Genomic DNA, 21,860 nt, shown 5'->3' on the forward strand with positions numbered 1-21,860 from the left:
ACCCTTGCTGCGCCCACTCAGCGCGGCCACCGAATCACTACAAGGAGGCTTCCATGAGCGCGATTGTGTCACTGCGCAATGTTTCCAAGCACTTCCCGGGTCAGGGGAGCGGGGCGCCAGTGGTGCGGGCAGTAGATGATGTGAGCCTCGACGTCGAAAAGGGAACCGTCGTCGGCGTCGTGGGCTATTCAGGGGCCGGCAAGTCCACCCTCGTCCGGCTCATCAACGGACTGGAACGGCAGAGCTCGGGCCGGATCTTTGTCCAAGGACGGGACATCTCGGAGCTGCCGGAGCGAGAATTGCGTTCCGTACGATCCGGAATCGGCATGATCTTTCAGCAGTTCAACTTGCTGAAGTCGCGCACCGTGTTCGGCAACGTCGCATACCCGCTCAAAGTGGCTGGATGGCCGAAGGACAAGATCAAGGCACGCGTAGAGGAACTCCTTGATTTCGTCGGCATCGCCGACAAAGCCACCCGGTATCCCCGCAGGCTCTCCGGCGGACAGCAGCAGCGCGTTGGGATCGCACGGGCCCTTGCCAACCACCCGGACATACTGCTGGCTGACGAATCGACAAGCGCCCTGGACCCGGAGACAACCCAGGAGGTACTGCTGCTCCTGCGCAGGATCAACCAGGAACTGGGTACAACCATCATTGTCATCACCCACGAAATGCACGTGGTTCGTGAGATCTGCGACACCGTTGTGATGATGGAATCAGGCCGCGTGGTGGAGTCCGGCCCCACTTACTCGGTTTTCGCCGATCCCCGGAGCGAATCCACCCGGAGGTTCGTCTCGACTGCAGTCCATGGGACCCCTGGACCGGAAACACTGCGCCGACTTGCCACAGTGCATCCCGGGAGACTTGTTTCGGTAGGGATCTCGGAGGCAAGCCCCACCCACTCGGTGGCGTCCACCCTTGCCCAACACAGGGTGTCCGCCAGCGTCGTGTTCGGGGGCGTCACCGAAATCCAGAACCGCGTTCTGGGAACCCTCACCTACGAGCTCACGGGCAATGAAGAGGACATCGACCGCGCGCTCGCGGACCTGGCGCGAACGACGTCGATTGACGAGCCAACCATCGGAGCGGCACCGTCCGCAAGAACATCCCTTCCAGAAGAGACCTACGAAAGGGCAGGAGAGAAGCCGTGACCGATTGGACTACATTGCTGCCCGTTCTGGGGGAGTCGTTCCAACAGACCATTTTCATGGTGGCCATCACGGTGGTACTCAGCGGAGTCGCCGGCCTGGTGCTCGGCGTCACCCTTTATGCCACCCGGCCTGGAAACCTGTTTGCCAACAGACCGCTCTTCGCGGTCCTCAACTTCCTCGTAAATATCATCCGTCCTATTCCGTTCATTATTTTCATCACGGCGATCGCGCCATTGACCTTGCTGGTCATGGGAACCACCATCGGCACCACGGCGGCTGTCCTGCCGATGGCACTCATGGCAGGGGTGGTGATTGCCCGCGTTGTTGAGCAGAACCTCGTGGCGTCAGACCCCGGCGTCGTGGAGGCAGCCCGGGCCGTCGGCGACAGCAGGGTGCACATCCTGTGGGCAGTGGTGATTCCAGAATCCCTTGCCCCGCTGATTCTGGGCTACACCTTCATGTTCATTGCCATCGTTGACATGTCAGCCATGGCCGGCTACATCGGCGGCGGTGGCCTTGGAAACTTCGCCATCACGTACGGGTATCAGCAATTCAACTGGGAAGTCACCTTAGTCACCGTAATCATCATCATCGCCATGGTCCAGGCCGCCCAATTGCTCGGGAACTGGCTTGCCCAAAGGATCCTCCGCCGCTGATCGCAGCCCGGAGCACAGGATTTCAACGGAAACTCAAGGAGTATAAGATGCCCATCGAATTCCTCGGCATGGGTGCCGGAAACGATTCCACCGAGACGTCTGCGGCCACTACGTCCTTTTTTGACCCGGCGTACGCTGTTCGGATTGCAAAGGTCCACGAAGACAACAACTGGGACCATGTTTTATTCGCGTACAACTCGGCCACTCAGGATCCGTCCGTCCACGCGGTCTTGGTTGCCGTGAACACTGAGCGAATCCAGCTGCGGCTGGCCCACCGGCCCAACGTCTCGTATCCCACCTTTGCCGCGAAGTCGTTCCTGACGCTGGACCACATCTCTCAAGGCCGGCTTACGGTGCATTTCATCACGGGCGGGAGCCAGGCGGATCAAGCGCGCGAAGGGGACTTCCTGAGCAAGGATGCGCGGTATCGCCGAACGCGGGAGTACATCCGCATCGTCCGCCGCTCTTGGGAAGGCGGCCAAGCTTTCGATTGGGACAGTGAGAACTACCGCTTCGAGAACTTCGCGAGCGGTATCCTGCCCTTCGCCGGCCGGCGCCCCGGCATCTCTTTCGGGGGTTCATCTGAGGCCGCGTGGGAAGTGGGCGCCGCAGAAGCAGACATCTATGCCCTTTTCGGCGAACCGCTTGCCGATGCCGCAGACCAACAACAGCGGATCCTTGAACGGGCCGCGGCGGCTGGGCGGACCACTCCGCTACGTTGGCAGATTGCGTTCCGGCCAATCACGGCTCCCACCGATGAGCTTGCGTGGGAGAAGGCACACCGGATCCTTGCCCGGTTCGAGGCCCGGCGGGCCAATGGCGAGGTGATTGACCCCGTCAGGCACTATGCTGCGAAAGCAGAAGCCGCAGGAACACAACGGTTGCTCGCTGCCGCCGAGCGGGGCGACCACCACGACCGCGCCCTCTGGACAGCATTGGCCAAAGCTGCCGGCGGCGGGGGAGGCAGCGCGACGGCGTTGGTGGGCAGCTATGACACGGTGACGAAAGCGCTGCTGGACTACCACGAACTGGGGTTCGAAATCTTCGGGCTGCGCGGCTACGACTTTGTGTCCGATGCCGTGGAATTCGGGCAACACGTGATCCCGCAGCTCAAAGCGGAAGTCACGCGCAGGGAGGCAGGGAAAACGGCCGGCGAAATCAGGGCGGGTCACGCTGCAGCGCGGGAAAGAGTCCTGAAAGCGAAAGGTGAATAGCGGCTCCACAGCGCCCGTTTCTTTACGCCGTAATGCGGGATATGAAGCCGTATTGCCGTCAGTGTCCGTTGGTTTCGGCTGTGTTGAGAACCAAATATCCGAGTGGTTGATTGAAAGAACAATCCCGGAAAGGACTCCTCATGACCGCAGACTCCGATTTGACGCCGCAAAGACTTCGGCATGTTTTGGGACATTTCGCCACGGGCCTAACCGTGATTACGGCTGCGACGGAAAGTGGCCCGGCAGGCTTCACCTGTCAGTCATTCGCATCGCTTTCCCTGGACCCGGCGTTGGTGTCGTTCAGTCCGTCACGCACTTCCAGTACTTGGCCGCTCCTCCGCGAAACAGGCCGATTCACCGTCAATGTCCTACCCGCCGGGCACCAACATCTGGCGTCCCAGTTTGCAAAGTCCGGCACCGATAAATTTGCTGGGGTGGAGCACTCGCCGTCGCCATTCGGGAACCCCATCCTCGCGCAGGCGCTGGCTTGGATTGATTGCGAACTTCATCAGGAGTACGACGGCGGCGATCACACCATTGTTGTGGCGTCCGTGCGCGCTTTGAGTGCCCGCACGGATGCTGAGCCGCTGCTGTTCTTCAAGGGAGAGTATTTAGAGGTGCGGCCTCAGACCGGGATCCTGGAGACGGTGGCGTGATTCTCCTGACAACCACCTCGTGCGGAGAATTGTGTCCCGCTGGCCGTACCCGCATTGGCGGCTGCTCCTGAGATGACAACAGGCATGATCAGCATACTGTCCCAGAGAATTCGAACGATTTGCGACGAGGATCTGAAGTGGTTTCGGGAGCAGGTGTTTGCACTTGCCGATCAAGATGCATTCGCGGAAGGGGTTGAAGGCGTTGGCGTCGCAACGGCAATGCAACAGAAGCCGTCAATGATCACAAGGGGGCTGTCTGTAGAAGTTGTGGGCTTTACGCAGCGAAACGTTCAGGAGGCAAACAAATTCATGGTCTCCGTATCGCTATACCGACACTCCAACGGCTCCCCAGCAAACGTCTACTGGGAGGAGGCTCATGCCTGGGCCGATGCTATAGCTCATGTTCTATGGACGACGGCAGAATTTAACGGCAGCCAAGAAACACCGAGCGGCAAGTCTTTCCATTATGTGTTGGAGGACTTCGAGGCGCCGCCCTCTCTACGGGCAACTGCAGTCGTGTTGTGAGGTTCTCACATGACGGATTATGGAGCGCATTGACGCCGTATTGCGCGAATTTACCGTCCACGACGAGCGGTTTGTCTATCCAAGGGATGACTTCTACATTCAACTCGTAGGTCAAGAGTTAGCACGCCAAGGACCGGCTCGTGCTGCGGCAACCCTCAGGCATCAAATGGCGGGGTGCTCCGGAAACAGACCTGGCCGCAACCGCGGCAAGCGAATGTCATGCCGGCCGCCTTGAGGCCTCGAACGTTCTTGAAAGAGGAAAAATGCCTGCCATACCCCTACGCGGAAAACGCCGCAGACCGGCCGCTCTTGGCCTTCTAGTTGGAAGCGTTGCGCTATTGGCCACCGCATGCGGGGGAGCGGCCGACGCCGGGTCCCCCGCCAGTTCATCAGCCACACCGGTGCCGGGGGAAACCTGACGTTCGCCCTATCAGTTGACCGTGGCTGCATTGATCCACAACAGGTGGGCAACAACGACGCCATTGCGATTGCCCGACAGACAGTAGCTTCGCTGACCTCGCAGGATCCGAAAACAGGAGAGATCGTTCCCTGGCTCGCCGAAAAGTTCGAGGCAAACACCAACGCCACCAGCTTCACCTTTACTTTGCGCGGCGGAGCTACCTTTGCCGACGGCTCGGCTGTTGACGCGGCATCCGTGAAGACCAACTTCGAAGCAATCAAAGCCCTGGGCGCCAAAGCCACGCTGGGCTCAACCTACTTGAGCGACGTCAAGGCCATCACGGTGAAGGATCCCAAGACCGTGGTGGTGGACTTCACCAAGCCCAACGCCCAGTTCCTGCAGGCAACCTCTACGTTCACGCTCGGGCTGCTGTCGCCGTCATCGGCAAAACTTTCCGTGGAGGACCGGTGCGCTGGCAAGTTCTCCGGCTCTGGTCCATTCACTGTGAAGAGCTACACGGTGGACAAGGAGGCAGTCCTGTCGCGACGAGCCGGTTATTCCTGGCCATCATCCACCAACAGCAACAAGGGCGAGGCCTATCTGGAAACGGTGACGTTCAAGATCATTCCGGAGGCTGGCAACAGGACGGGCAGTCTGCAGTCCGGCCAGATTGACGCCACGGCGGCGATTTCAGCGGCCGATATCAAGCTCTTTGATGGCAACGGCTTCTGGAACCAGACGAGGGCCAACCCCGGCGTGGTTTACAACCTGTATTCAAACGAAAGCAGTCCGAAGCTCAAGGACCCCGCGGTTCGCCAGGCCATCTCCAAGGCCATCAATCGGGAGGAAATCACCAAAACTTTGCTCACGGAGGCGGACCAGCCAGCCAAGGGTGTCCTTTCCCACACCACGCCGTTCTTCAAGGACTTCAACTCCCTGCTGAAATACGATCCCGACGGTGCCAAGAAGCTGCTGGATGACGCAGGCTGGAAGACCGGCGCCGATGGTGTGCGTGCCAAGGACGGCGTGAAGCTTTCCTTCAAGGTCACCTATTGGCAGTCTCCCAAGGAAGTCCTCGAACTTGTACAGCAGCAATTGAAGGCCATCGGGGTGGATCTTCAGCTCAAGTTCACCACCATCGCTGATGTCACGGCTGCCCAGGCTGACAAGAACTATGACTTCTCCTACGGCAACTTGACCCGAAGCGACCCGGACGTCCTCCGGACGGTCTTTGCTTCCAACACCGCCCGCGGGGGAAGCAACCTGCGGGACCCCCTTCCCGTGGATACGACCTTGGGGGACCAAGCGGCGGCCCTGGACAAGGACGCGCGGCAAAAGCTGGTGGATCAGGCGCAGGAAACCCTGATCAAGGAAGCACACTCCATCCCCTTGTATGAACTTTCCACCACGATCTCCGCCAGCGAAAAGGTGCACGACCTGAAGTTTGAGGCCTCCAGCCGACTGGACTTCTATGACGCCTGGCTGAGCAAGTAAGCCGCCAGCGGTCGGCCAATACGAGCGGTGTTGGCCGACCGCTACCCTGACTACCTAAGGACGCAGATGATCCGCTACATCGGACAACGTCTACTCCAAGGCGCCTTTGTTCTCTGGGCGGCCTATACCGTTTCCTTCTTCATCCTCTACCTGCTCCCGGGGGATGCCGTGAGCATCATGGCCGGAGGCGAAGAACAGAACACGGTGGACCCGGCCCTCGTCGCGAAGCTCCGCAGCGAGTACGGCCTCGATAAGCCTATTTATGAGCAGTATTTCGCGGCTTTGTTCAGGGCGATCCGGCTGGACTTTGGCGTGTCCATCAAGAACGGTGTCGCGGCAACACAGGCTGTGTCGGAAGTACTTCCGGAAACCGTCAAGTTGGCGCTTGTCGGGTTTTCGTTGGCAGTAGTGCTGGGGAGCGCTCTCGCAATTGCCTCAGCCTTCAGCCGGAGCCGGTGGGTGCGCCAGGCGTTAGGTTCCCTGCCGCCGTTGGGTATTGCAGTACCCACCTTCTGGATCGGACTGCTCTTGCTCCAGCTTTTCTCTTTTCGACTCAGGCTTTTTCCTGCGCTTGGCAACGATGGTCCGGCGAGTATCGTGTTGCCGGCACTCACTCTTGCCATCCCCACCGGCGCAATCATCGCCCAATTGCTCTCCCGCAGCCTGCACCGGACGCTCGGCGAACCCTACATCGAGCAGATCCGGGCCAAAGGGGCCAGTGAAGCCTTGGTTCAGTTCGGACATGCGTTACGCAACGCTGCCATCCCCACGCTGACCATGCTCGGCATCCTGATCGGAAACCTCCTTGCCGGCGCGGTTGTGAGTGAAACGGTGTTCTCCCGGGCAGGTATCGGGCGTCTCACGGTCACGGCAGTCAACAGCCGCGACATTCCGGTGGTCCAGACTGTCGTCGTCTTGGCCGCTGCCATCTTCGTTGTCACCAGTTTGTTGGTTGACCTGATTTATCCGCTCGTGGATCCGCGCCTCAGCGTGGGCCGCAAGCCCAAGACCTAGGAGCAAACAGTGGCACAGCAAGTGCTGGCGGACGCCGATGGGACGGCGCAGGCGGTTCCACGTCCCCCGGAGGAGTTCGGGTCGGGTCCGGCTTCGAGCCATACGGCAAGAGGACATTGGAACCTTAAGGCGGTCCTGAAAAAAGCGTCATATGGCGCCATCAAACACCCGGGGCTGGTTTTCGCCGTCCTGCTCATGGTTCTGGTGCTGCTCTGGGCGGTGATTCCAGGTGCCTTCACGCAGTGGCCACCGGACACCGGTATCCCATCAGACCGGCTAAGACCACCTTCAGCGCTCCATTGGTTTGGAACCGACAGCTTGGGCCGGGACCTTTACTCCCGGGTGGTGCATGGCTCGGCCACGTCCCTGGCGGCCACGGCAGTTGCTGTGGCCGTCGGCCTTGTTGCCGGCTCGGCATTGGGCCTGCTGGCCGGATCCACGCGGGGCTGGATCGACGATGCCATCATGCGCCTTATGGATGTCTTGCTGGCCATACCAAGCTTGCTCCTCTCGCTCGCACTGATCACCGTCCTGGGATTCGGCACCGTCAACATTGCCATCGCCGTCGGAGTTGCCAGCGTCGCCAACTTTGCCCGCATCATGCGTGCCGAATCCCTCCGCGTAAATACCGCCGTGTACGTTGAGGCAGCCCGCTCTTCCGGAGTTCGCTGGCACACCATCCTGCTTCGCCACGTGCTGCCCAATGCTGCGGGGCCGGTCCTGGCGTTGTCAGCCCTGGAATTTGGCATGGCAGTGCTGTCCATTTCATCGCTGAGCTTCCTGGGCTTTGGCGCCCCGCCGCCCGCCGCAGAGTGGGGATCCCTCGTGGCGGGGGGCCGCGACTACCTCGTCGCGGCATGGTGGCTGGTGACCCTACCTGGCATTGTGATCGCCGCCGTCGTCCTGTCTACCAACCGTATTTCCCACGCGTTCCAAAGCAGCGAGAGGACCCACTCATGACAGTCCGCAACGGCATGGAAACAGCCGCCCCCTTGCTGAAGGTCACCGGACTGAATGTGTCCTACCAGCTTGACGGACGGACCCATCACGCCGTTCGGGGTGTCAGCTTCGAGGTCCATCCCGGCGAGGTGGTTGCTCTGGTAGGGGAATCTGGTTCGGGCAAGACCACCACAGCGCATTCCGTCATTAACCTCCTGCCGGCAAACGCCCGCCGCGCATCGGGAAGCGTGATCTTCGACGGCGCCGATCTCATCCGCCTGACCGCAAAGGAATGGCAGGGCGTGCGCGGAAAGGAGATCGGTCTTATCCCCCAGGACCCCACTGCATCACTGGACCCACTTCAGCGCGTAGGGGATCAGGTCGCCGAAGCGCTGACCATCCACCGTATCCAAGCGAAGAAGACCGCACGCGAAAGCGCCGTACGGTTGCTGCAGGAGAGCGGAATACGCGAAGCCGCATCCCGGGCTCGTCAATACCCCCATCAATTTTCCGGAGGAATGCGTCAGCGGGTGCTTATTGCCACGGCACTAGCTACGCGGCCGAAGCTGGTCATCGCAGACGAACCAACCAGCGCGCTTGACGTGACGGTCCAACGCCAAATCCTGGACAACATCGCTGCGCTAACAGCGGAACAAGGAACTGCGGTGCTGCTGATTACCCACGATCTCGCTGTAGCGGCAGATCGCGCGGACAGAATCATTGTCATGAAAAGCGGTCGCATCGTCGAGGAGGGTTCTGCCGAGCAAGTGTTCAACAACCCCAAGAATGCGTACACCAAGGAACTGCTTGCCGCGGCACCGGGCCTCAACCCTGTCCGCCTGCGGACCGCTCCGGTCCTGCCTCTCCGCGTCGGGACGGACGATGCCGCCCGGCCGCTGGTAGAGGCATCAGGACTTGAAAAGTCGTTTAGGCTTCCGCGGACCGGTGCCGGCCCGAACACGCTCAAAGCGGTCGACGGCGTTTCCTTCAGCATCGGCCGACGCGAGACCCTGGCGCTGGTGGGTGAGTCCGGTTCTGGAAAGAGCACCGTAGCGCGGCTGCTGCTGCGACTCGAGAAACCGTCCAAAGGAAGGGTCCTCTTTGACGGTGACGATCTTGCCGCTGCCAAAGGTGAACAGCTCAGGCAGCTGAGGCGACGGTTCCAAGTGGTGTTCCAGAGCCCCTTCGCTTCACTTGACCCACGGTTCAATGTGGGGGACATCATCGGGGAACCTCTCCGGGCGTTCGCCGAAGGGACCAAGGAGGAACGTCGGCAACGCGTCGCTGAACTGCTTGAGGCAGTGCAACTACCCGCTTTCTACACGGACCGCCGCCCGGTTGAGCTGTCCGGCGGCCAACGCCAAAGGATCGCGATCGCCCGCGCACTCGCGCTGAAGCCGGATCTTGTTGTCCTTGACGAGGCTGTGTCTGCATTGGATGTGTCCGTGCAGGCCCAGATTCTCAAGCTTCTTGTCGAACTTCAGGAACGTGAGGGACTCAGTTACTTGTTCATTTCCCACGACCTTGCCGTCGTACAGCAGATCTCGGACCGGGTGGCCGTGATGCGCGCGGGGAAACTGATCGAAACCGGAGACACCGAACAGGTATTGAGGAGTCCCTCGGAGGGCTATACCCGCCAACTCATCGAGGCCATACCCGGACAGCGGACGACGACCGTCGCCTGACCATCCGTTTAAAGCTGGGAAAGGCCGCGTAGGCGGGGAACTGGAGAAACCGGTCCCCGCCTTCGTCATTCTCCATGGGTCGCTGGCGCTTTCAAAGCTTCAAGGACAGCCGGCAGGAGCCGGTCATTCCTTCCCCACACCGGGTCGAAGATCTCGACGTACCAGGAATCGGCAAGCGCCAAGGCCAGGGTCTCATTGGCTTCGTCCGACCAGTCCTGAAATTGAACCGCTTCCACGGGACTCTCGCTAGAGCCGAGGACTGTGACTACTTCGCGGCCCTGGATTGTCACGGGGATGGAGGACCTGCTCAACTCGCCGGGGGAGTGGCCTACCGTGACAAGTTCCCCTTGCGTTGATAGTTCCAACAAGCGGGACGCCGTTGTTGCGCTGCAATAGCCGGTGACGTACTCGCGCTGCGCAGTTCCGCTGCCGGTACGCAGGCCAGGCTGGGATTCCTTCGTGAAAAGCCCGTTCCGGTTGATCTCGGCGAGATCGGCAGCAATGGCAAGAGTTTCCTCATCAAAGCTCGCGGAGAAAGTTCCGGGCTGGTACTGGCTCATTCCCTCAAGCCACCGGGCGGTAAGCTCCCCGGCAGCCTCGATGGTGGTGGCCTGCCGCCAGACTCCGCGATCCGCCAGGAGCCGGCCATAGCTATCCCGGGCGATTCTGCTCTCATTCATCCACGGATGCTACAGCCCCGTGGAACGCGCGTCCCAGCCGGACTGAAACACAAGTCAATCTCCGGCAGCCAGGCCGAGAACCGTGCGCAGGGCCGGTGCCGATCGGTCGGAGTGCATGACTTTTGATTAACCCCGAGGGGCTTTTGATGACCTTGAGGGGCGCCGCATGACCGTTTGTGCAGCAGTTTGACCCGTCGCGTCGGCGCATGAAATCCCGACTTCGGGACTACGCCGGGCCTGCCTAGGCTGGGGCCACAGACGCAGAGAACGCCTTTGCGAAGCAAGGAGAAAACACCAATGAACGGATTGACACCGCCTGGCAGGGCCTCTGCCATGCAAAAGAGGCCGCGGGTCCTGGCCGGTGCCGCGACAGCACTTGCGCTCACTGTCTTGCTTTCGGCTTGCGGTGGAAGCACCCAAAGCGGAGCCCACCCCAGCGAAGCCGCGCCGGTTGACGGAGGCACCCTGACGGTGGGCCTTGCCACCGATACCTCGATTATCGATCCGTCGATTACGGGCAGCTCCATCACCGCAGTGATCGCGCGCAACGTCGTCGACTCTCTTGTCGGCCAGGCCGAGGACAATTCGTTCACACCATGGTTGGCTGAAAAGTGGGAGGTCAACAGCGACAACACCGAGTACACCTTCCACCTACGCAGCGGTGTCACCTTCAGCGACGGCACGTCGCTGGACGCGGCCGCCGTGAAGACAAACTTCGACCGCATCCTGGACCCGAAGACCAGCTCCAGCTACGCCAGGTCGCTCCTCGGACCGGTCAAGGAAGTTTCAGCCCCAGATGCGAAAACCGTGACCATCACCTACGGGAAGCCTTTCGCGCCGCTCCTCCAGGGCCTGAGCCTTCCTTACCTGGGCATCCAGTCACCGCAGTACCTCAAGGGCGCCGCCGATACGAAGAACACCGTAGTCGGTTCCGGTCCGTTCATCCTGAAATCCTTCGTCAAAGGAAGCGGCAGCGAGCTGACGAAGCGCTCCGACTACAACTGGGGCCCGGGTTATGCCAAGCACACCGGTGCCGCCCGGCTGGATAGTATCTCGTTCAAACTGCTTCCCGAGGCATCGGTTCGCCTCGGCGCCCTGACCAGCGGCCAAGTCCAGGCCATTGATGAAGTTCCGCCCGCGAACTTCCAATCAGTGAAGGCCAACGACAAGCTGCAGGTCATCACCAAGGAGAACCCAGGCGTGAACCGGTCGTTCTTCCTGAACACGAGCAGCGGACCATTCACGGACGTCAAGGTGCGCCAGGCATTCCAGAGTGCGGCCGACGTGAAGTCCGCTGTAAACGCAGCCTACCTGGGCAGCTTGAAAGCAGCCGACAACATCCTGGGCCCGTCGACGCTGTATTACGACTCCAGCGTTGCCGGCAGCTGGGGCTTCGACAAGAAAAAGGCGGCACAACTCCTCGACGACGCGGGTTGGAGCACCAAAGACTCTGACGGAATCCGCACGAAGGCCGGCCAAAGGCTCACCTTGCGCTATGTATACGACACAGCCAGCACCTCGGCCCCGGACCTCACCCTCGCACAGGCCATCCAGGCCCAGGTCAAAGAGGTCGGCTTTGACCTGAAACTGGATCCGGTGGACGCCGGCGGCTACACCGAACGGACCAAAGCCAACAGCTACGAAATCGCCGCCTTCTACTATGTCCGGGCCGAACCGGACATCCTCCGCACGGTCTTCCACTCCGCCTACATCCCGCCGAACGGTGCCGATGTGTCCAGGGTGAACAGCCTCGACGAGAAGCTCAACACGGCCCTTGGAGCCACAGGGGGAGATCGCCAGAAGCTGTATTCGGACGTCCAGAAGGAAATCATTTCGCAGGCCTACGCTTTGCCCCAATACGTTGCCGCCTACCAGCTTGGCGCCTCGAAGAAGCTGCAGGGAATCAGCTGGGCAACCAACGCCAAACCGCTCTTCTACGATGCCTGGCTCAGCAAGTAGGCTGCTCGGCTTCGCGCTGCGGCGCGTGGGGGTGATGGTGGCCGTCCTGTGGGGGGCGGCCACCATCGCCTTCATCGCGGTGAAGCTGGTACCGGGTGACCCGGTGGCGGTGATCAGCGGAGGCGAGAACGTTGTTGACGAAGCCCAGCGAGCCGTGATTCGTGAGCAGTTCGGACTCGACCAGCCCGTGCTGCTCCAGTACTTCCGGTACCTCGCCTCTGCCCTGAGCGGCAACTTCGGCAGCAGCTACCAGTATCGCCAGCCGGTTGTGGATGTAGTTGGCGAGGCCGCCGGCCCAACCCTCCAACTCGCCGGAACCGCCGTCGTTCTGGCCGTAGTCCTTGCGCTGGTGGGCGCCCTGAGCACTGCGGGACGACGACGGAGCCTCCGACTGGTGGTGGCCGGCACCGAGTTGGTCCTGCTGAGCACTCCCGTGTACTGGATCGGGATCCTGCTGCTTTCAGTCTTCAGCTTTCAGTTGGGCTGGTTCCCCGTGACGGGCAACGACGGCATCGGGTCATTGGTGTTGCCCGCGATCGCGCTCAGCCTCCCGCTCGCTGCCGTGCTCGGCCAAGTCCTTCGCGACGGACTCGAGGAAGCACTCTCTCAACCTTTCTCCCTCACCGTCCGCACCCGCGGCGTGGCAGAGGGTGCCCTGCGCTTCAGGCATGGCCTCCGCCACGCCGCGCTCGCAGCCTCAACGCTGACCGGAACGCTGTTGGCCTCCGTGCTCGGCGGATCCGTCCTGACGGAAACCGTCTTCGGGCGATCCGGGATCGGCCAGATCACCCTGCTGGCCATCAAGAGCCGCGACATGCCGCTCATTCTCGGGCTCGTCGTGCTCTCTGCCCTGGTCTTCGTTGTCGTCAACCTTGTCATCGACGCCCTCTACCTTGCGATCGATCCCCGCCTCAGGAAGGCCAGAGCATGAGCGCCACCCAAGTCATCGGAGCAAGGCTCCTGGCCGGTCCATCGTCCGGACGGGTCAACCCCTGGTTGTCCCCGGCCACCCTTGTTCCGGGGTTCGTTGTCCTCCTGCTGGTCCTCGCCGCCACCGCACCCCATCTGTTTGCCAGCTATCCGCCGGACCAGGTGGATACATCCGCCGTACTCCAGCCGCCCGGCACGGCTCACTGGTTCGGCACGGACCAGCTTGGCCGGGACCTGTTTTCCCGTGTGGTCCACGGCACGGCACAATCGCTGGTGATCGGCTTGGGGGCCACGTTGCTGGCATTTCTGGGCGGGATTGCCGTCGGCACCGCGGCGGGCCTCGCCCCGCGCGGCCTGGACAGGCTCCTGCTGCGCCTGGTCGACATCCTCCTGGCCTTTCCGGAGCTACTGCTGGCGCTCCTGGTGATCGCGGTCCTGGGCCGTGGCCCCGTCAACACGCTGATCGCCGTCGGCCTTGCCGGAATTGCCAGCTATGCCCGGCTCATCCGCTCGCAGGTGCTCCATGTCCGGCTTTCCGGGTACGTGGAGCACGCCGTGGCCCTGGGAGAGAGTAACTGGCGAATCATATCCACCCACATCGTGCCCAACACTCTTCGGCCGCTTTTAGTCCTGGCCACGATCGGGGTTGGAAGTTCGGTCCTTTCTGCCTCCGCCCTCAGCTTCCTAGGGCTTGGTGTGGTCCCCCCGGAAGCCGAGTGGGGGGCGTTGCTGGCAGACGGGCGCAACTACCTCGACGTCGCCCCCTGGACCAGCCTTTGGCCCGCAACCGTGGTGGCCGTTTCCGTGGTCAGCATCACTGTGTGCGGGCGCCGCGTCCAAGCCATCTTCGCGAAAGGAGACCAGGCATGAGCACTGTTCTATCTGAAAAGGCTGAAACATTTACAGAGGAAACGGAGGCATTGCTACGGGTCCGCAACCTTCGCGTGTCGTTCCCCAGTTCCGATGGGGAGATTCAGGCCGTCCGTGGTGTCTCCTTTGACGTACGCCCAGGGCAGATTCTCGCAGTAGTGGGGGAGTCAGGATCCGGTAAATCCGTCACGGCGCGCAGCCTGGTGGGGTTGGCAGGCGGCAAGGCACGGGTGGAAGCGGACGAGCTCCGCGTCGCCGGGAGGGACGGACACCTCATCGATGCCCGCCCGCTCAGCCAGCATCAATGGCGCAGCCTGCGAGGCCGGACCGTCGGCTTCGTGCTCCAGGATGCGTTGGTTTCCCTCGACCCATTGAGGACGGTTGGCCGAGAGGTTGCCGAGCCAATCCTGGCGCACGGGCTCCTGCCCAAGGCACAGATTCCGCCGCGCGTCAGGGAACTGCTGGCGTCCGTCGGAATCCCGGACCCGGAGATCAGGGCCGCCCAGTACCCGCACGAGCTTTCGGGCGGCCTGCGCCAGCGGGCGCTGATTGCATCCGCCTTGGCGGCCGAGCCGCGCTTGTTGATTGCGGATGAGCCGACGACGGCCCTTGACGTCACCGTTCAGAAGCAGGTTCTGGGACTTCTGACACAGATTGCCGACGAAGGCCATGGGGTGTTGCTTATCACCCACGATCTCGCCGTCGTGGCTGAGGTTGCGCACCACATTGTGGTGATGAAGGACGGTGAAGTTGTCGAATCGGGGCCTACAAGACAGTTGCTCAGTGCACCGGGGCACCCCTACACCCGCCGGCTCCTGGCGGCGGTGCCCTCCGCTGCCACCCGGGGAAGCCGGCTTTCGGTGCCGGAGGACGGTGAAGACGCGCGTTCCACCGGACCGGTCCATAGTGCCCGCTCGGGAGAAGTCAGCGAAAAGCCGCACGATGCAGCAGAGCGGGGAGGGAGCAGAAACCCCGACGGCGGACCGGTACTGGATGTGCGGAGCGTTTCGGTCTCCTTTCCCCGACCAGGGGGCGGCAGGCATCAAGCCGTGGATGGGGTTTCCTTGAGCCTGGCCGCAGGAGAAACGCTGGGGATCGTGGGCGAATCCGGCTCCGGCAAGAGCACCCTGGGCAGGGTGATCTTGGCGCTCCAACGGCCGGAAAAGGGTGACGTCCTCCTTCACGGTGAAACGTGGAGCGCTGGAGGAGAACGTGCCCGCAGGGCCAGGAGAGCACGGATCCAGACCATCACCCAGGATCCGCTGAGCTCTTTCGACCCCCAATTCGCGGTGGAGCGGATCCTGGCCCAGCCCTTGCGCCTGCACACGGGTCTGGACCCTGCTGGCCGGCGAGCCGAGTCCGTCCGTCTGCTGGAGCTCGTGGGCCTCGGGGCGGAGCATTTGTCCCGGAGGCCCTCCGCACTGTCGGGTGGGCAACGCCAGCGCGTGTCCATAGCGCAGGCGCTCGCCTCCCGGCCGCAAGTGCTGGTCTGCGATGAACCCGTCTCGGCCCTGGACGTGACCACTCAGGCCCAAGTACTGGACCTGCTGTCCGAGCTGCAAGAACGATTGCGGCTCGCGATGCTCTTCATTTCCCACGATCTAGGGGTAGTCCAGCACCTCAGCCACAGAATCGCAGTGCTGAAAGACGGCCGGATTGTGGAGACAGGCCCCGCGGAGCAGGTTTTTGCTGCCCCGGAGCACCCCTACACGCGTAAGCTGCTCGCTGCTGTCCCAGCCCTGCCGGCTACTCCGGGCTTGGCCTATGCCGAAAGGATCTCCGAGCCATGAGCCACACAACCCACTCCGCCGCACCCGGCTTGGCCTCGGCCGAAACGCTGCACAGCCAGGCCACTGAGCTCTTGCAGGAGCTCATCCGCTGTGCCTGCGTCAACGATGGGACTCCCGACTCGGGCCAGGAAATCAGGGCAGTGCGGGTGCTCCAGGACTTCCTCGCTGGAGTCCCCGCCGAATATGAAATCGTGGAGCCCCATCCTGGACGCGCTTCCCTCGTGGCCCGGATCAAAGGCTGGGATGCGGCTGCGGAGTCGCTGGCACTCGTTGGTCACCTGGACGTAGTCCCAGTCAACGACGCCGAATGGACCGTGGATCCCTTCGGAGCGGAGATTCTTGACGGTCGCGTCTGGGGAAGGGGTGCCGTGGACATGCTGTTCCTGACCGCTTCCTATGCCGTGGTTTTCCGCGCCCTCCTGGCCTCGGGAGTGCGTCCCGCCGGCGATATCGTGTTCGCGGCCGTAGCAGACGAGGAAAGCGGTAGTCGCTTCGGGGCCGGGTGGTTGACTGAGCACCGCTGGGACCTGATCGGGGCAGACAACGTACTCTCTGAATGGGGAGGGGCCGGACTCGGTTCGCTTCCCGGCGGTGGAGAAGCGCTGAGCGTCGGCGTCGGCGAGAAGGAGGGGCAGGCCGGAAACTGCTTGTCCGTGGACGTTCCGGCCACGGCTCCGTGCCTTGGGGTTCGCAAAACGCCGCCGCCCTCGCCGCGGGCGTCGTGCAGCGCATTGCCGACCAACCGCCGTCGCCCGTTCTGGGCAGCCATTGGCTCCAAACGCTCGACGCGCTGAAACTCCCGGCGCCGTTGACCGAGAGGCTTTCCGATCCGGCAACCCTGGCTGACGCCCTGCCGGATGCCGGAGAGCTCGCACCGTTTTTCCATGCCTGGACCCACACAACCATCTCACCCAACATCCTCACCGCGGGAACCAAGGCAAACGTCATTCCCGGAGCCGCCGAGATTGTCTTGGACATCCGGGTGCTACCCGGTACCACGGAGGCAGATGTGGACTCATATCTGCGCGGTGTGCTGGCGGGTCTTCCGGGCAACGTGGGAGTGGCTGAGGGCCGGTTTTCGGCTGCCAACGTCTCGTCCTCAAGTACGCGCCTGTACGGCATCTTGGAGCAAGCCATGGCCGCCGTGCGTCCCGACGCCGTTCCAGTTCCGGTACTGGGGTTGGGCGGATCGGATTCGCGCTTCTTCCGACAGCGCGGCGCGTCAGCCTACGGATTCGGTGTCTTCTCCGCAGGGACCTCCTTTCCGGAGGTCAGGGATCGTTTCCACGGCGCCGATGAACACATCGATCTGGGGTCGCTGGGGCTCACGGTGACCGCACTGGAGCAGGTAGTCCGGCGGTTCTCGCTGTAGCCACCCGTCCCGTGCCCGCCGTCGTCCGCCTGCCGCCGTGGCGGGCGCGCGACGACGGCCGCTTCTTGCTCAGAGGGGCGTGCCCTGCGGAATGTTGGCTTGACGAAAGAGCAGATCGCCAGAAAGACCCCCGGTCAAGGCCAGATTGATGCCATGGCGAATGAAGGCTGAATGGGTGCTCGGCGTCGATTCCGCGATTTGTTCCAGACTTGCCAGGAAGTTGACGCGATTCTCATCCGTGAGCCTTCCCGAGCCTAGAGCGTGAACCGCGGCCCGAATCACGGTGTGCCGGGCCACCACGGCGTGCCGGCCGGCGTTGCCAGCTGCGTGGAACAACGTGTGCAGAACTTCATTTGAAAGGGGGACTTCGGGGTCCTCGATGTGCTGGCTGGCCATCCGATTCAGCCGGCTTGGTTCCATGGCCTCTTGCGCCACGAGGGTTACTGCGGCGGCAGCCGCGGCATCCTCGTCATGGAGCGGCCCCAAGCGAGACTCACGTGCGGGAGTAGCATGCCGAATGGACTGGGCCGAGAGAACTCCCGAGACATTCTTGGGCAGGTCGAGGACATCCGAAGAAAGCAACCCAGCCGCTGTCCGGAGCGCGAGGCGTTGGATGCTTCCGGCAACCGGCTCAATGCCGGAAACCTTGGGGGAGTCAGACGCCGTACCGTACCTATAGCGACCTCCCCCGAGGAGCCGCAGCACGGCCGAGGCTTGGAAACGGTGGAAGAAATAGACCCGGTTGAGCCGGTTCGCCAGTTCTCCAAGCTGCGCGTCCGGGGGTATGGCCCCAGGACCGAAACCTTCCAAGGCTATCTGCCGGACCCGGAGGGCGTGCTCCAAGGCCGCGAAAAGTCCGTTGTCCCGCCCGGCGACCTTGCCGCCCGCCGGCGTCGTGATGCCTTGGCTCGCGGCCACGTCGGTGTGGACTGTCCACGGAATCGCTTCCGGGGAGGCCGCCCACTGAGATGATCCGTCTTCATCGCTCAGATATGCCAGCGGCTCGGATTCCTCGCGAAGCTTGCCGAGGAATGACGCTTCGGATTCACCGGGGGCAGGATTCCCATAGGCGTGCTTGACGAGAAAATGGTCCCATGGCCCCAGGCCGTCGCTGTAAGCATGGCTGAGCGAAAGCTGCCCCTCCTTGCGGATGGACACCGCCGGATGGGGGTAGTCCATCACGGACGGCGCAGGATGGTTGGTGGACGCAAAGTTGTGCATGAACCCCAAGGCGTGGCCGATTTCGTGGGCGGCCAGGTGCCGGATCCGCTGCAGAACGGCCGCTTCGATTTCGGCCAGCAGCTGTTCCTCGTTCGCCTTGCCGTACGGGCTGAGCAGGGCTTCAAAGAGGGAACGGAGCTGCGGAATGCGCTGTGAGCCAAGACGGACGTTGCCCCGGAGTATTTCTCCTGTGAAAGGATCGGTCTGGGCGTTTCCAAGCGACCAGCCCGGCCCGCTGCGGTGAACCCACCAGACCATGTTGGTGGGCACTGTCCACGGATCGTTTCCCGGTGGAAGCAGCTCGGCAAGGTAAGCATCGCGGAATCCTGCGGCCGTGAATCCTGCGCTCCACCAGTTGGCGCCTTCCAGGACTGCGGTTCGGTAAGGCTCGGGAATGGCACGGTCCACATGGAAGACGATCGGCCGCTGCACACCGGATAGCCCATCCGTATCCGGTTCCTCATCGGTCTCCAGACGGAACCGGGGCTGCAGCCAACGTGCGGTTCGGCCGGTTCCGACCGCCGCAAAGTCGTGGAACGCCTTGCCGTAGGCGCCGGAAGCAGGGTGGTACTCACGGGGCGTGAAGCCTGTGGGAAGCTCAAGAAGGGAAATCCTCTGGACAATCGTGACCCTTCGCGGGTCGGCAGCAACCACAGCGGAGGGCGACGCCGACGCGTTCTCGGTTGAAAACGTCAGCGACGCGCTCAGTTCTGTACTGCGCTGGTTGGCAGCGCATCCCTCATAGAGCGTGAATCCGACTCCAGGAACAAGCTTGAAGGGCGAGCCGCCGACGGCGAGGGCTGATGCGTGGTTGTTGATATCCGACAGTACCCACGGCGTCATGTCCGCAAAGACTACGCCGGCATGGGCTTCCGCAAAGCCTGGCACGACACCCGGGATTTCATCCGCCTGCAGCACAGAGGCTGAGAAGACGGTTGAAGCAGCGAAGGAGTCCTCAATCGCCTGATCGTGTCCGTCTTCCTGCGGCAGACCGACGCCGAAATCACGGCTCAGGAACTGCAGGAACAGCCGGGTGTTTCGCAACAGAAAACGGGCCAACTGGACGGTGGCTGGCTTCCCCGGTCCAACGGAAGCTCGCTCGCTCCGACGCCCGCCGTCAGTCCTCCCGCAACCAGGAAGAGGCGCCCGGGGTGGGGAACTCCTAGATACACGGCGCCGCTTTTCGGGTCCGCACTCAGGGGAAACAGCGACGCGGGAGAACTGGGTGCCGTTTTCCGACCACTCCTGAAGGAGACTGGGCCGGACGGCTGCGCTGCCTGGATTCCGGTTTTCAAACCTCGCCTCGTGGCCACAGCGGTTCCTCAGCGGCGTCTTCAGCTGCTTGCAATACACGCAGGACATTGCCCCCTGCCAAGGAGGCAAGCTCTCCAGTTGACCAACCGCGCTGGGCAAGCTCGGCAAACAGCCCTGGATAGCCCGAAACGTCTTCCAGGCCCTCGGGGAGCTTTTCCACACCGTCGTAGTCGCCACCGATCCCCACATGCGCCGCGCCTGCGGCCTCCCGGACATGGTCGATGTGATCGGCCACGTCGTGGATGGTGACTCTTGGCCGCGGATTCTCCTCCAGCCAGTGGCTAAAAGCGGCCTGCCCGGGGCGCAGGTTTTCGCCGTCGGACTTCAATAGCTCTTCATTGCCCGACGCCGGGCTTCCGAAGCGCGGACCGTCGGGCCAAGTCCACGTCAGTCCGGCATCGGCCCTGGCTTGTGCGGCGCGCCCGTCCCAATCGGCGTACGCCGTGGAGATGAAAGCGGGGACAAAAGTCACTTGTGCAACTCCGCCGTTGGCAGCCAGGCGTTGCAGCACGTCGTCGGAAATGTTTCGTGGGTGATCCGTCAAGGCCTTCGCGGAGGAATGGCTGAAGATGACCGGTGCCGTGCTGTGCGCGAGGGCATTGAACTGCACGGATTCGGCAGTGTGTGAGAGATCCACCAGGATTCCATGCCGGTTCAGGGCAGCGACGACCGACCGTCCTTCGCCGGTCAAGCCGTGCGAGGAGGGCGGGGCGGTGGCTGAGTCGGCCCATGCTGTGTTGTGGTTGTGCGTGAGCGTGAGGTATCGCAGGCCAAGCCTTGCGAAACTACGAAGGACTCCGGGCGATCCCGCGATGCTGTGGCCGCCCTCGGCTCCCAAAAGGGAAGCAATGCGGCCGGATGCAAAGATCTTGCGGACCTGCGCCGCGGTGTAGGCGAGGCCAAGGCGCCCGGGATAGGCGGCAACCAGCCGGTGTACGGCGTCGATTTGTTCCAGGGTGGCAACCGCTGCCTCGGGTTCGGGCAGAGAAGAAGGAACGTAGACGGACCAGAATTGGGCGCCGACCCCTCCCTTCCGCAAACGCACCAGGTCCGTATGGAATTCCGGCCTTACCCGGTCGAGTCCGGCAAGCTGATACCCGGTGCGCCGCAGCCGTGTGGGCAGGTCGTTGTGACCGTCGACAAGGGGATTGATCCTCAGGAATTCGAGCGCGCCAGCTTCATCACGGATTTCCGTGCCGGCACCCTTCTCTCCGGCTGGAGATGTGACTTGAACTGCGGTCGCTTCGGCTCGCTGTGAGAGGTCAAGGCTGAAAACGGCCAGGGAGACTTTGGGCGGTTCTCGATGAACGTCCCGTTCGGGCCGGTGCTCAAAGCCAAAACGGAGGTAGAGGCGCTGCGAGCGCAGGTTGTGCAATGCCGTATCCAGAACCAGACGTTCCGCACCCCATCCTTTCGCAATGTTGGCACCCTCCTCAAGGAGCGCCCAACCAAGACCACGCTTGCGAGCCTCGGGAAGCACGGCGAGCAGTCGCAGTTCCGCTTCGCCTACGCGTGCTTGGCGGGCGTAGGCCACACCATGAGGGAAGACGCTGGCCGTGCCAAGGAGCTTTCCGTCTGTTCCTTCCGCAACCAGCAACACCCCCTGTTCGTTGCGGCCTTGGGCATCAATAAGCAAGGAGAGGCGTTCCTTTTCCGGGAGCTTGGCGCCAGATTGCAAATGATCGAATCCTGCCAATGTCAATTGTCCGATGTGTTGGTATTCGTCGGTACGTGCCCGGCGCACAGTGAAAGTCATTGCCCTACGATAAGACCGCACAATTCCGGAGGCGGAAAGCGATTGAGTGGTATTTCACCGGGTTGCGTTCTGTGTTCTTTTGGGTCGAATTCCTACGTACCCAGCTGCGCAGAACGTCACGGGTGGAAAAGGTTCTTAGCTCGTTTCAGGCGAGGGCTCGGCCCGGCATAGGGTCCGAACATGGGGCAGACCACCGATGAATCACGAAGAGTCGAGTTAACGCAGACAATCAGC

Annotated in this window: 18 protein-coding genes and 1 riboswitch; of the genes, 15 read left to right on the top strand and 3 right to left on the bottom strand. The window is 62.3% G+C overall.

The window, feature by feature from the left end; genetic code table 11:
- Window positions 1-53: 53 nt before the first annotated feature.
- The 9 genes from ACX5I4_RS09960 to ACX5I4_RS10000 all read left to right on the top strand — a co-directional run bounded on the left by ACX5I4_RS09960 (window position 54) and on the right by ACX5I4_RS10000 (window position 9,734).
- A complete protein-coding gene (locus ACX5I4_RS09960; RefSeq protein WP_461836507.1) occupies window positions 54-1,151 on the top strand; it encodes a methionine ABC transporter ATP-binding protein in 1,098 nt (365 codons plus the stop codon).
- Complete coding sequence (locus ACX5I4_RS09965; RefSeq protein ID WP_459341823.1) at window positions 1,148-1,807, top strand: methionine ABC transporter permease; 660 nt, start codon at window positions 1,148-1,150, stop codon at window positions 1,805-1,807. Before ACX5I4_RS09960 ends, ACX5I4_RS09965 begins: the two co-directional genes overlap by 4 nt.
- A 47-nt stretch (window positions 1,808-1,854) precedes the next feature.
- Window positions 1,855-3,021 (top strand): LLM class flavin-dependent oxidoreductase, encoded by a 1,167-nt coding sequence (locus tag ACX5I4_RS09970; RefSeq protein ID WP_461836508.1) that lies wholly within the window; start codon window positions 1,855-1,857, stop codon window positions 3,019-3,021.
- Between the two features lie 140 nt (window positions 3,022-3,161).
- Window positions 3,162-3,677, top strand: coding sequence for a flavin reductase family protein (locus tag ACX5I4_RS09975; protein ID WP_459341821.1), 516 nt, complete (start codon window positions 3,162-3,164; stop codon window positions 3,675-3,677).
- Between the two features lie 84 nt (window positions 3,678-3,761).
- Entirely contained in the window at window positions 3,762-4,202 is a 441-nt protein-coding gene (locus ACX5I4_RS09980) for a hypothetical protein (RefSeq protein ID WP_459341820.1), read from the top strand.
- 109 nt (window positions 4,203-4,311) lie between these two features.
- A riboswitch (SAM riboswitch) is annotated at window positions 4,312-4,421 on the top strand.
- A 130-nt stretch (window positions 4,422-4,551) separates the two neighbouring features.
- Window positions 4,552-6,096, top strand: coding sequence for an ABC transporter substrate-binding protein (locus ACX5I4_RS09985; protein WP_461836509.1), 1,545 nt, complete (start codon window positions 4,552-4,554; stop codon window positions 6,094-6,096).
- A gap of 66 nt (window positions 6,097-6,162) precedes the next feature.
- Window positions 6,163-7,110 carry an ABC transporter permease gene (locus tag ACX5I4_RS09990; RefSeq protein WP_459341818.1) on the top strand — a complete coding sequence of 316 codons (948 nt, stop codon included), beginning with the start codon at window positions 6,163-6,165 and terminating at the stop codon, window positions 7,108-7,110.
- A 9-nt stretch (window positions 7,111-7,119) separates the two neighbouring features.
- Window positions 7,120-8,070 carry an ABC transporter permease gene (locus ACX5I4_RS09995; RefSeq protein ID WP_461836510.1) on the top strand — a complete coding sequence of 317 codons (951 nt, stop codon included), beginning with the start codon at window positions 7,120-7,122 and terminating at the stop codon, window positions 8,068-8,070.
- Window positions 8,067-9,734 (top strand): ABC transporter ATP-binding protein, encoded by a 1,668-nt coding sequence (locus ACX5I4_RS10000; RefSeq protein WP_461836511.1) that lies wholly within the window; start codon window positions 8,067-8,069, stop codon window positions 9,732-9,734. The genes ACX5I4_RS09995 and ACX5I4_RS10000 overlap by 4 nt, the downstream gene beginning before the upstream one ends.
- 65 nt (window positions 9,735-9,799) lie before the next feature.
- On the opposite strand, the gene ACX5I4_RS10005 is transcribed toward ACX5I4_RS10000, so the two are convergent.
- Entirely contained in the window at window positions 9,800-10,414 is a 615-nt protein-coding gene (locus tag ACX5I4_RS10005) for a DUF6919 domain-containing protein (protein WP_461836512.1), read from the bottom strand.
- A gap of 297 nt (window positions 10,415-10,711) precedes the next feature.
- Here ACX5I4_RS10005 and ACX5I4_RS10010 point away from each other — a divergent pair, with 297 nt between their 5' ends.
- Genes ACX5I4_RS10010 through ACX5I4_RS10035 form a run of 6 tightly spaced genes read left to right on the top strand, consistent with a single transcriptional unit; the run spans window position 10,712 to window position 17,335 of the window.
- Window positions 10,712-12,373: an ABC transporter substrate-binding protein gene (locus tag ACX5I4_RS10010; RefSeq protein WP_461836513.1), complete on the top strand. Its 1,662-nt coding sequence runs from the start codon at window positions 10,712-10,714 to the stop codon at window positions 12,371-12,373.
- Window positions 12,354-13,304: an ABC transporter permease gene (locus tag ACX5I4_RS10015; protein WP_461836514.1), complete on the top strand. Its 951-nt coding sequence runs from the start codon at window positions 12,354-12,356 to the stop codon at window positions 13,302-13,304. Before ACX5I4_RS10010 ends, ACX5I4_RS10015 begins: the two co-directional genes overlap by 20 nt.
- Window positions 13,301-14,173 (top strand): ABC transporter permease, encoded by an 873-nt coding sequence (locus ACX5I4_RS10020; RefSeq protein WP_461836515.1) that lies wholly within the window; start codon window positions 13,301-13,303, stop codon window positions 14,171-14,173. The genes ACX5I4_RS10015 and ACX5I4_RS10020 overlap by 4 nt, the downstream gene beginning before the upstream one ends.
- Window positions 14,170-15,963, top strand: a complete 1,794-nt coding sequence (locus ACX5I4_RS10025) for a dipeptide ABC transporter ATP-binding protein (RefSeq protein WP_461836516.1) — start codon at window positions 14,170-14,172, stop codon at window positions 15,961-15,963. The genes ACX5I4_RS10020 and ACX5I4_RS10025 overlap by 4 nt, the downstream gene beginning before the upstream one ends.
- Window positions 15,960-16,757 (top strand): M20/M25/M40 family metallo-hydrolase, encoded by a 798-nt coding sequence (locus tag ACX5I4_RS10030; protein ID WP_461836517.1) that lies wholly within the window; start codon window positions 15,960-15,962, stop codon window positions 16,755-16,757. Before ACX5I4_RS10025 ends, ACX5I4_RS10030 begins: the two co-directional genes overlap by 4 nt.
- Window positions 16,640-17,335: a peptidase dimerization domain-containing protein gene (locus ACX5I4_RS10035; protein WP_461836518.1), complete on the top strand. Its 696-nt coding sequence runs from the start codon at window positions 16,640-16,642 to the stop codon at window positions 17,333-17,335. The genes ACX5I4_RS10030 and ACX5I4_RS10035 overlap by 118 nt, the downstream gene beginning before the upstream one ends.
- 69 nt (window positions 17,336-17,404) lie before the next feature.
- Here ACX5I4_RS10035 and ACX5I4_RS10040 read toward each other — a convergent pair whose 3' ends face one another.
- On the bottom strand, window positions 17,405-19,600 hold the full coding sequence (locus ACX5I4_RS10040) for a zinc-dependent metalloprotease (RefSeq protein WP_461836519.1): 2,196 nt from the start codon (window positions 19,598-19,600) through the stop codon (window positions 17,405-17,407).
- Window positions 19,601-19,847: 247 nt separating this feature from the next.
- The gene (locus ACX5I4_RS10045; RefSeq protein ID WP_461836520.1) at window positions 19,848-21,626 is read right to left on the bottom strand and encodes a GNAT family N-acetyltransferase; all 1,779 of its coding nucleotides are present in this window, start codon (window positions 21,624-21,626) and stop codon (window positions 19,848-19,850) included.
- Window positions 21,627-21,860 lie beyond the last annotated feature (234 nt).

This window comes from Arthrobacter sp. MMS24-S77 (genome assembly GCF_054888235.1).

What these genes read in the sequence shown, in the direction of transcription:
- ACX5I4_RS09960 (WP_461836507.1), top strand. Translation starts at nt 54, where the DNA reads ATGAGCGCGATTGTGTCACTGCGCAATGTTTCCAAGCACTTCCCGGGT.
- ACX5I4_RS09970 (WP_461836508.1), top strand. Translation starts at nt 1,855, where the DNA reads ATGCCCATCGAATTCCTCGGCATGGGTGCCGGAAACGATTCCACCGAG.
- ACX5I4_RS09975 (WP_459341821.1), top strand. Translation starts at nt 3,162, where the DNA reads ATGACCGCAGACTCCGATTTGACGCCGCAAAGACTTCGGCATGTTTTG.
- ACX5I4_RS09980 (WP_459341820.1), top strand. Translation starts at nt 3,762, where the DNA reads ATGATCAGCATACTGTCCCAGAGAATTCGAACGATTTGCGACGAGGAT.
- ACX5I4_RS09985 (WP_461836509.1), top strand. Translation starts at nt 4,552, where the DNA reads ATGCGGGGGAGCGGCCGACGCCGGGTCCCCCGCCAGTTCATCAGCCAC.
- ACX5I4_RS09990 (WP_459341818.1), top strand. Translation starts at nt 6,163, where the DNA reads ATGATCCGCTACATCGGACAACGTCTACTCCAAGGCGCCTTTGTTCTC.
- ACX5I4_RS10000 (WP_461836511.1), top strand. Translation starts at nt 8,067, where the DNA reads ATGACAGTCCGCAACGGCATGGAAACAGCCGCCCCCTTGCTGAAGGTC.
- ACX5I4_RS10005 (WP_461836512.1), bottom strand. Translation starts at nt 10,414, where the DNA reads ATGAATGAGAGCAGAATCGCCCGGGATAGCTATGGCCGGCTCCTGGCG.
- ACX5I4_RS10010 (WP_461836513.1), top strand. Translation starts at nt 10,712, where the DNA reads ATGAACGGATTGACACCGCCTGGCAGGGCCTCTGCCATGCAAAAGAGG.
- ACX5I4_RS10015 (WP_461836514.1), top strand. Translation starts at nt 12,354, where the DNA reads ATGCCTGGCTCAGCAAGTAGGCTGCTCGGCTTCGCGCTGCGGCGCGTG.
- ACX5I4_RS10020 (WP_461836515.1), top strand. Translation starts at nt 13,301, where the DNA reads ATGAGCGCCACCCAAGTCATCGGAGCAAGGCTCCTGGCCGGTCCATCG.
- ACX5I4_RS10025 (WP_461836516.1), top strand. Translation starts at nt 14,170, where the DNA reads ATGAGCACTGTTCTATCTGAAAAGGCTGAAACATTTACAGAGGAAACG.
- ACX5I4_RS10030 (WP_461836517.1), top strand. Translation starts at nt 15,960, where the DNA reads ATGAGCCACACAACCCACTCCGCCGCACCCGGCTTGGCCTCGGCCGAA.
- ACX5I4_RS10045 (WP_461836520.1), bottom strand. Translation starts at nt 21,626, where the DNA reads ATGACTTTCACTGTGCGCCGGGCACGTACCGACGAATACCAACACATC.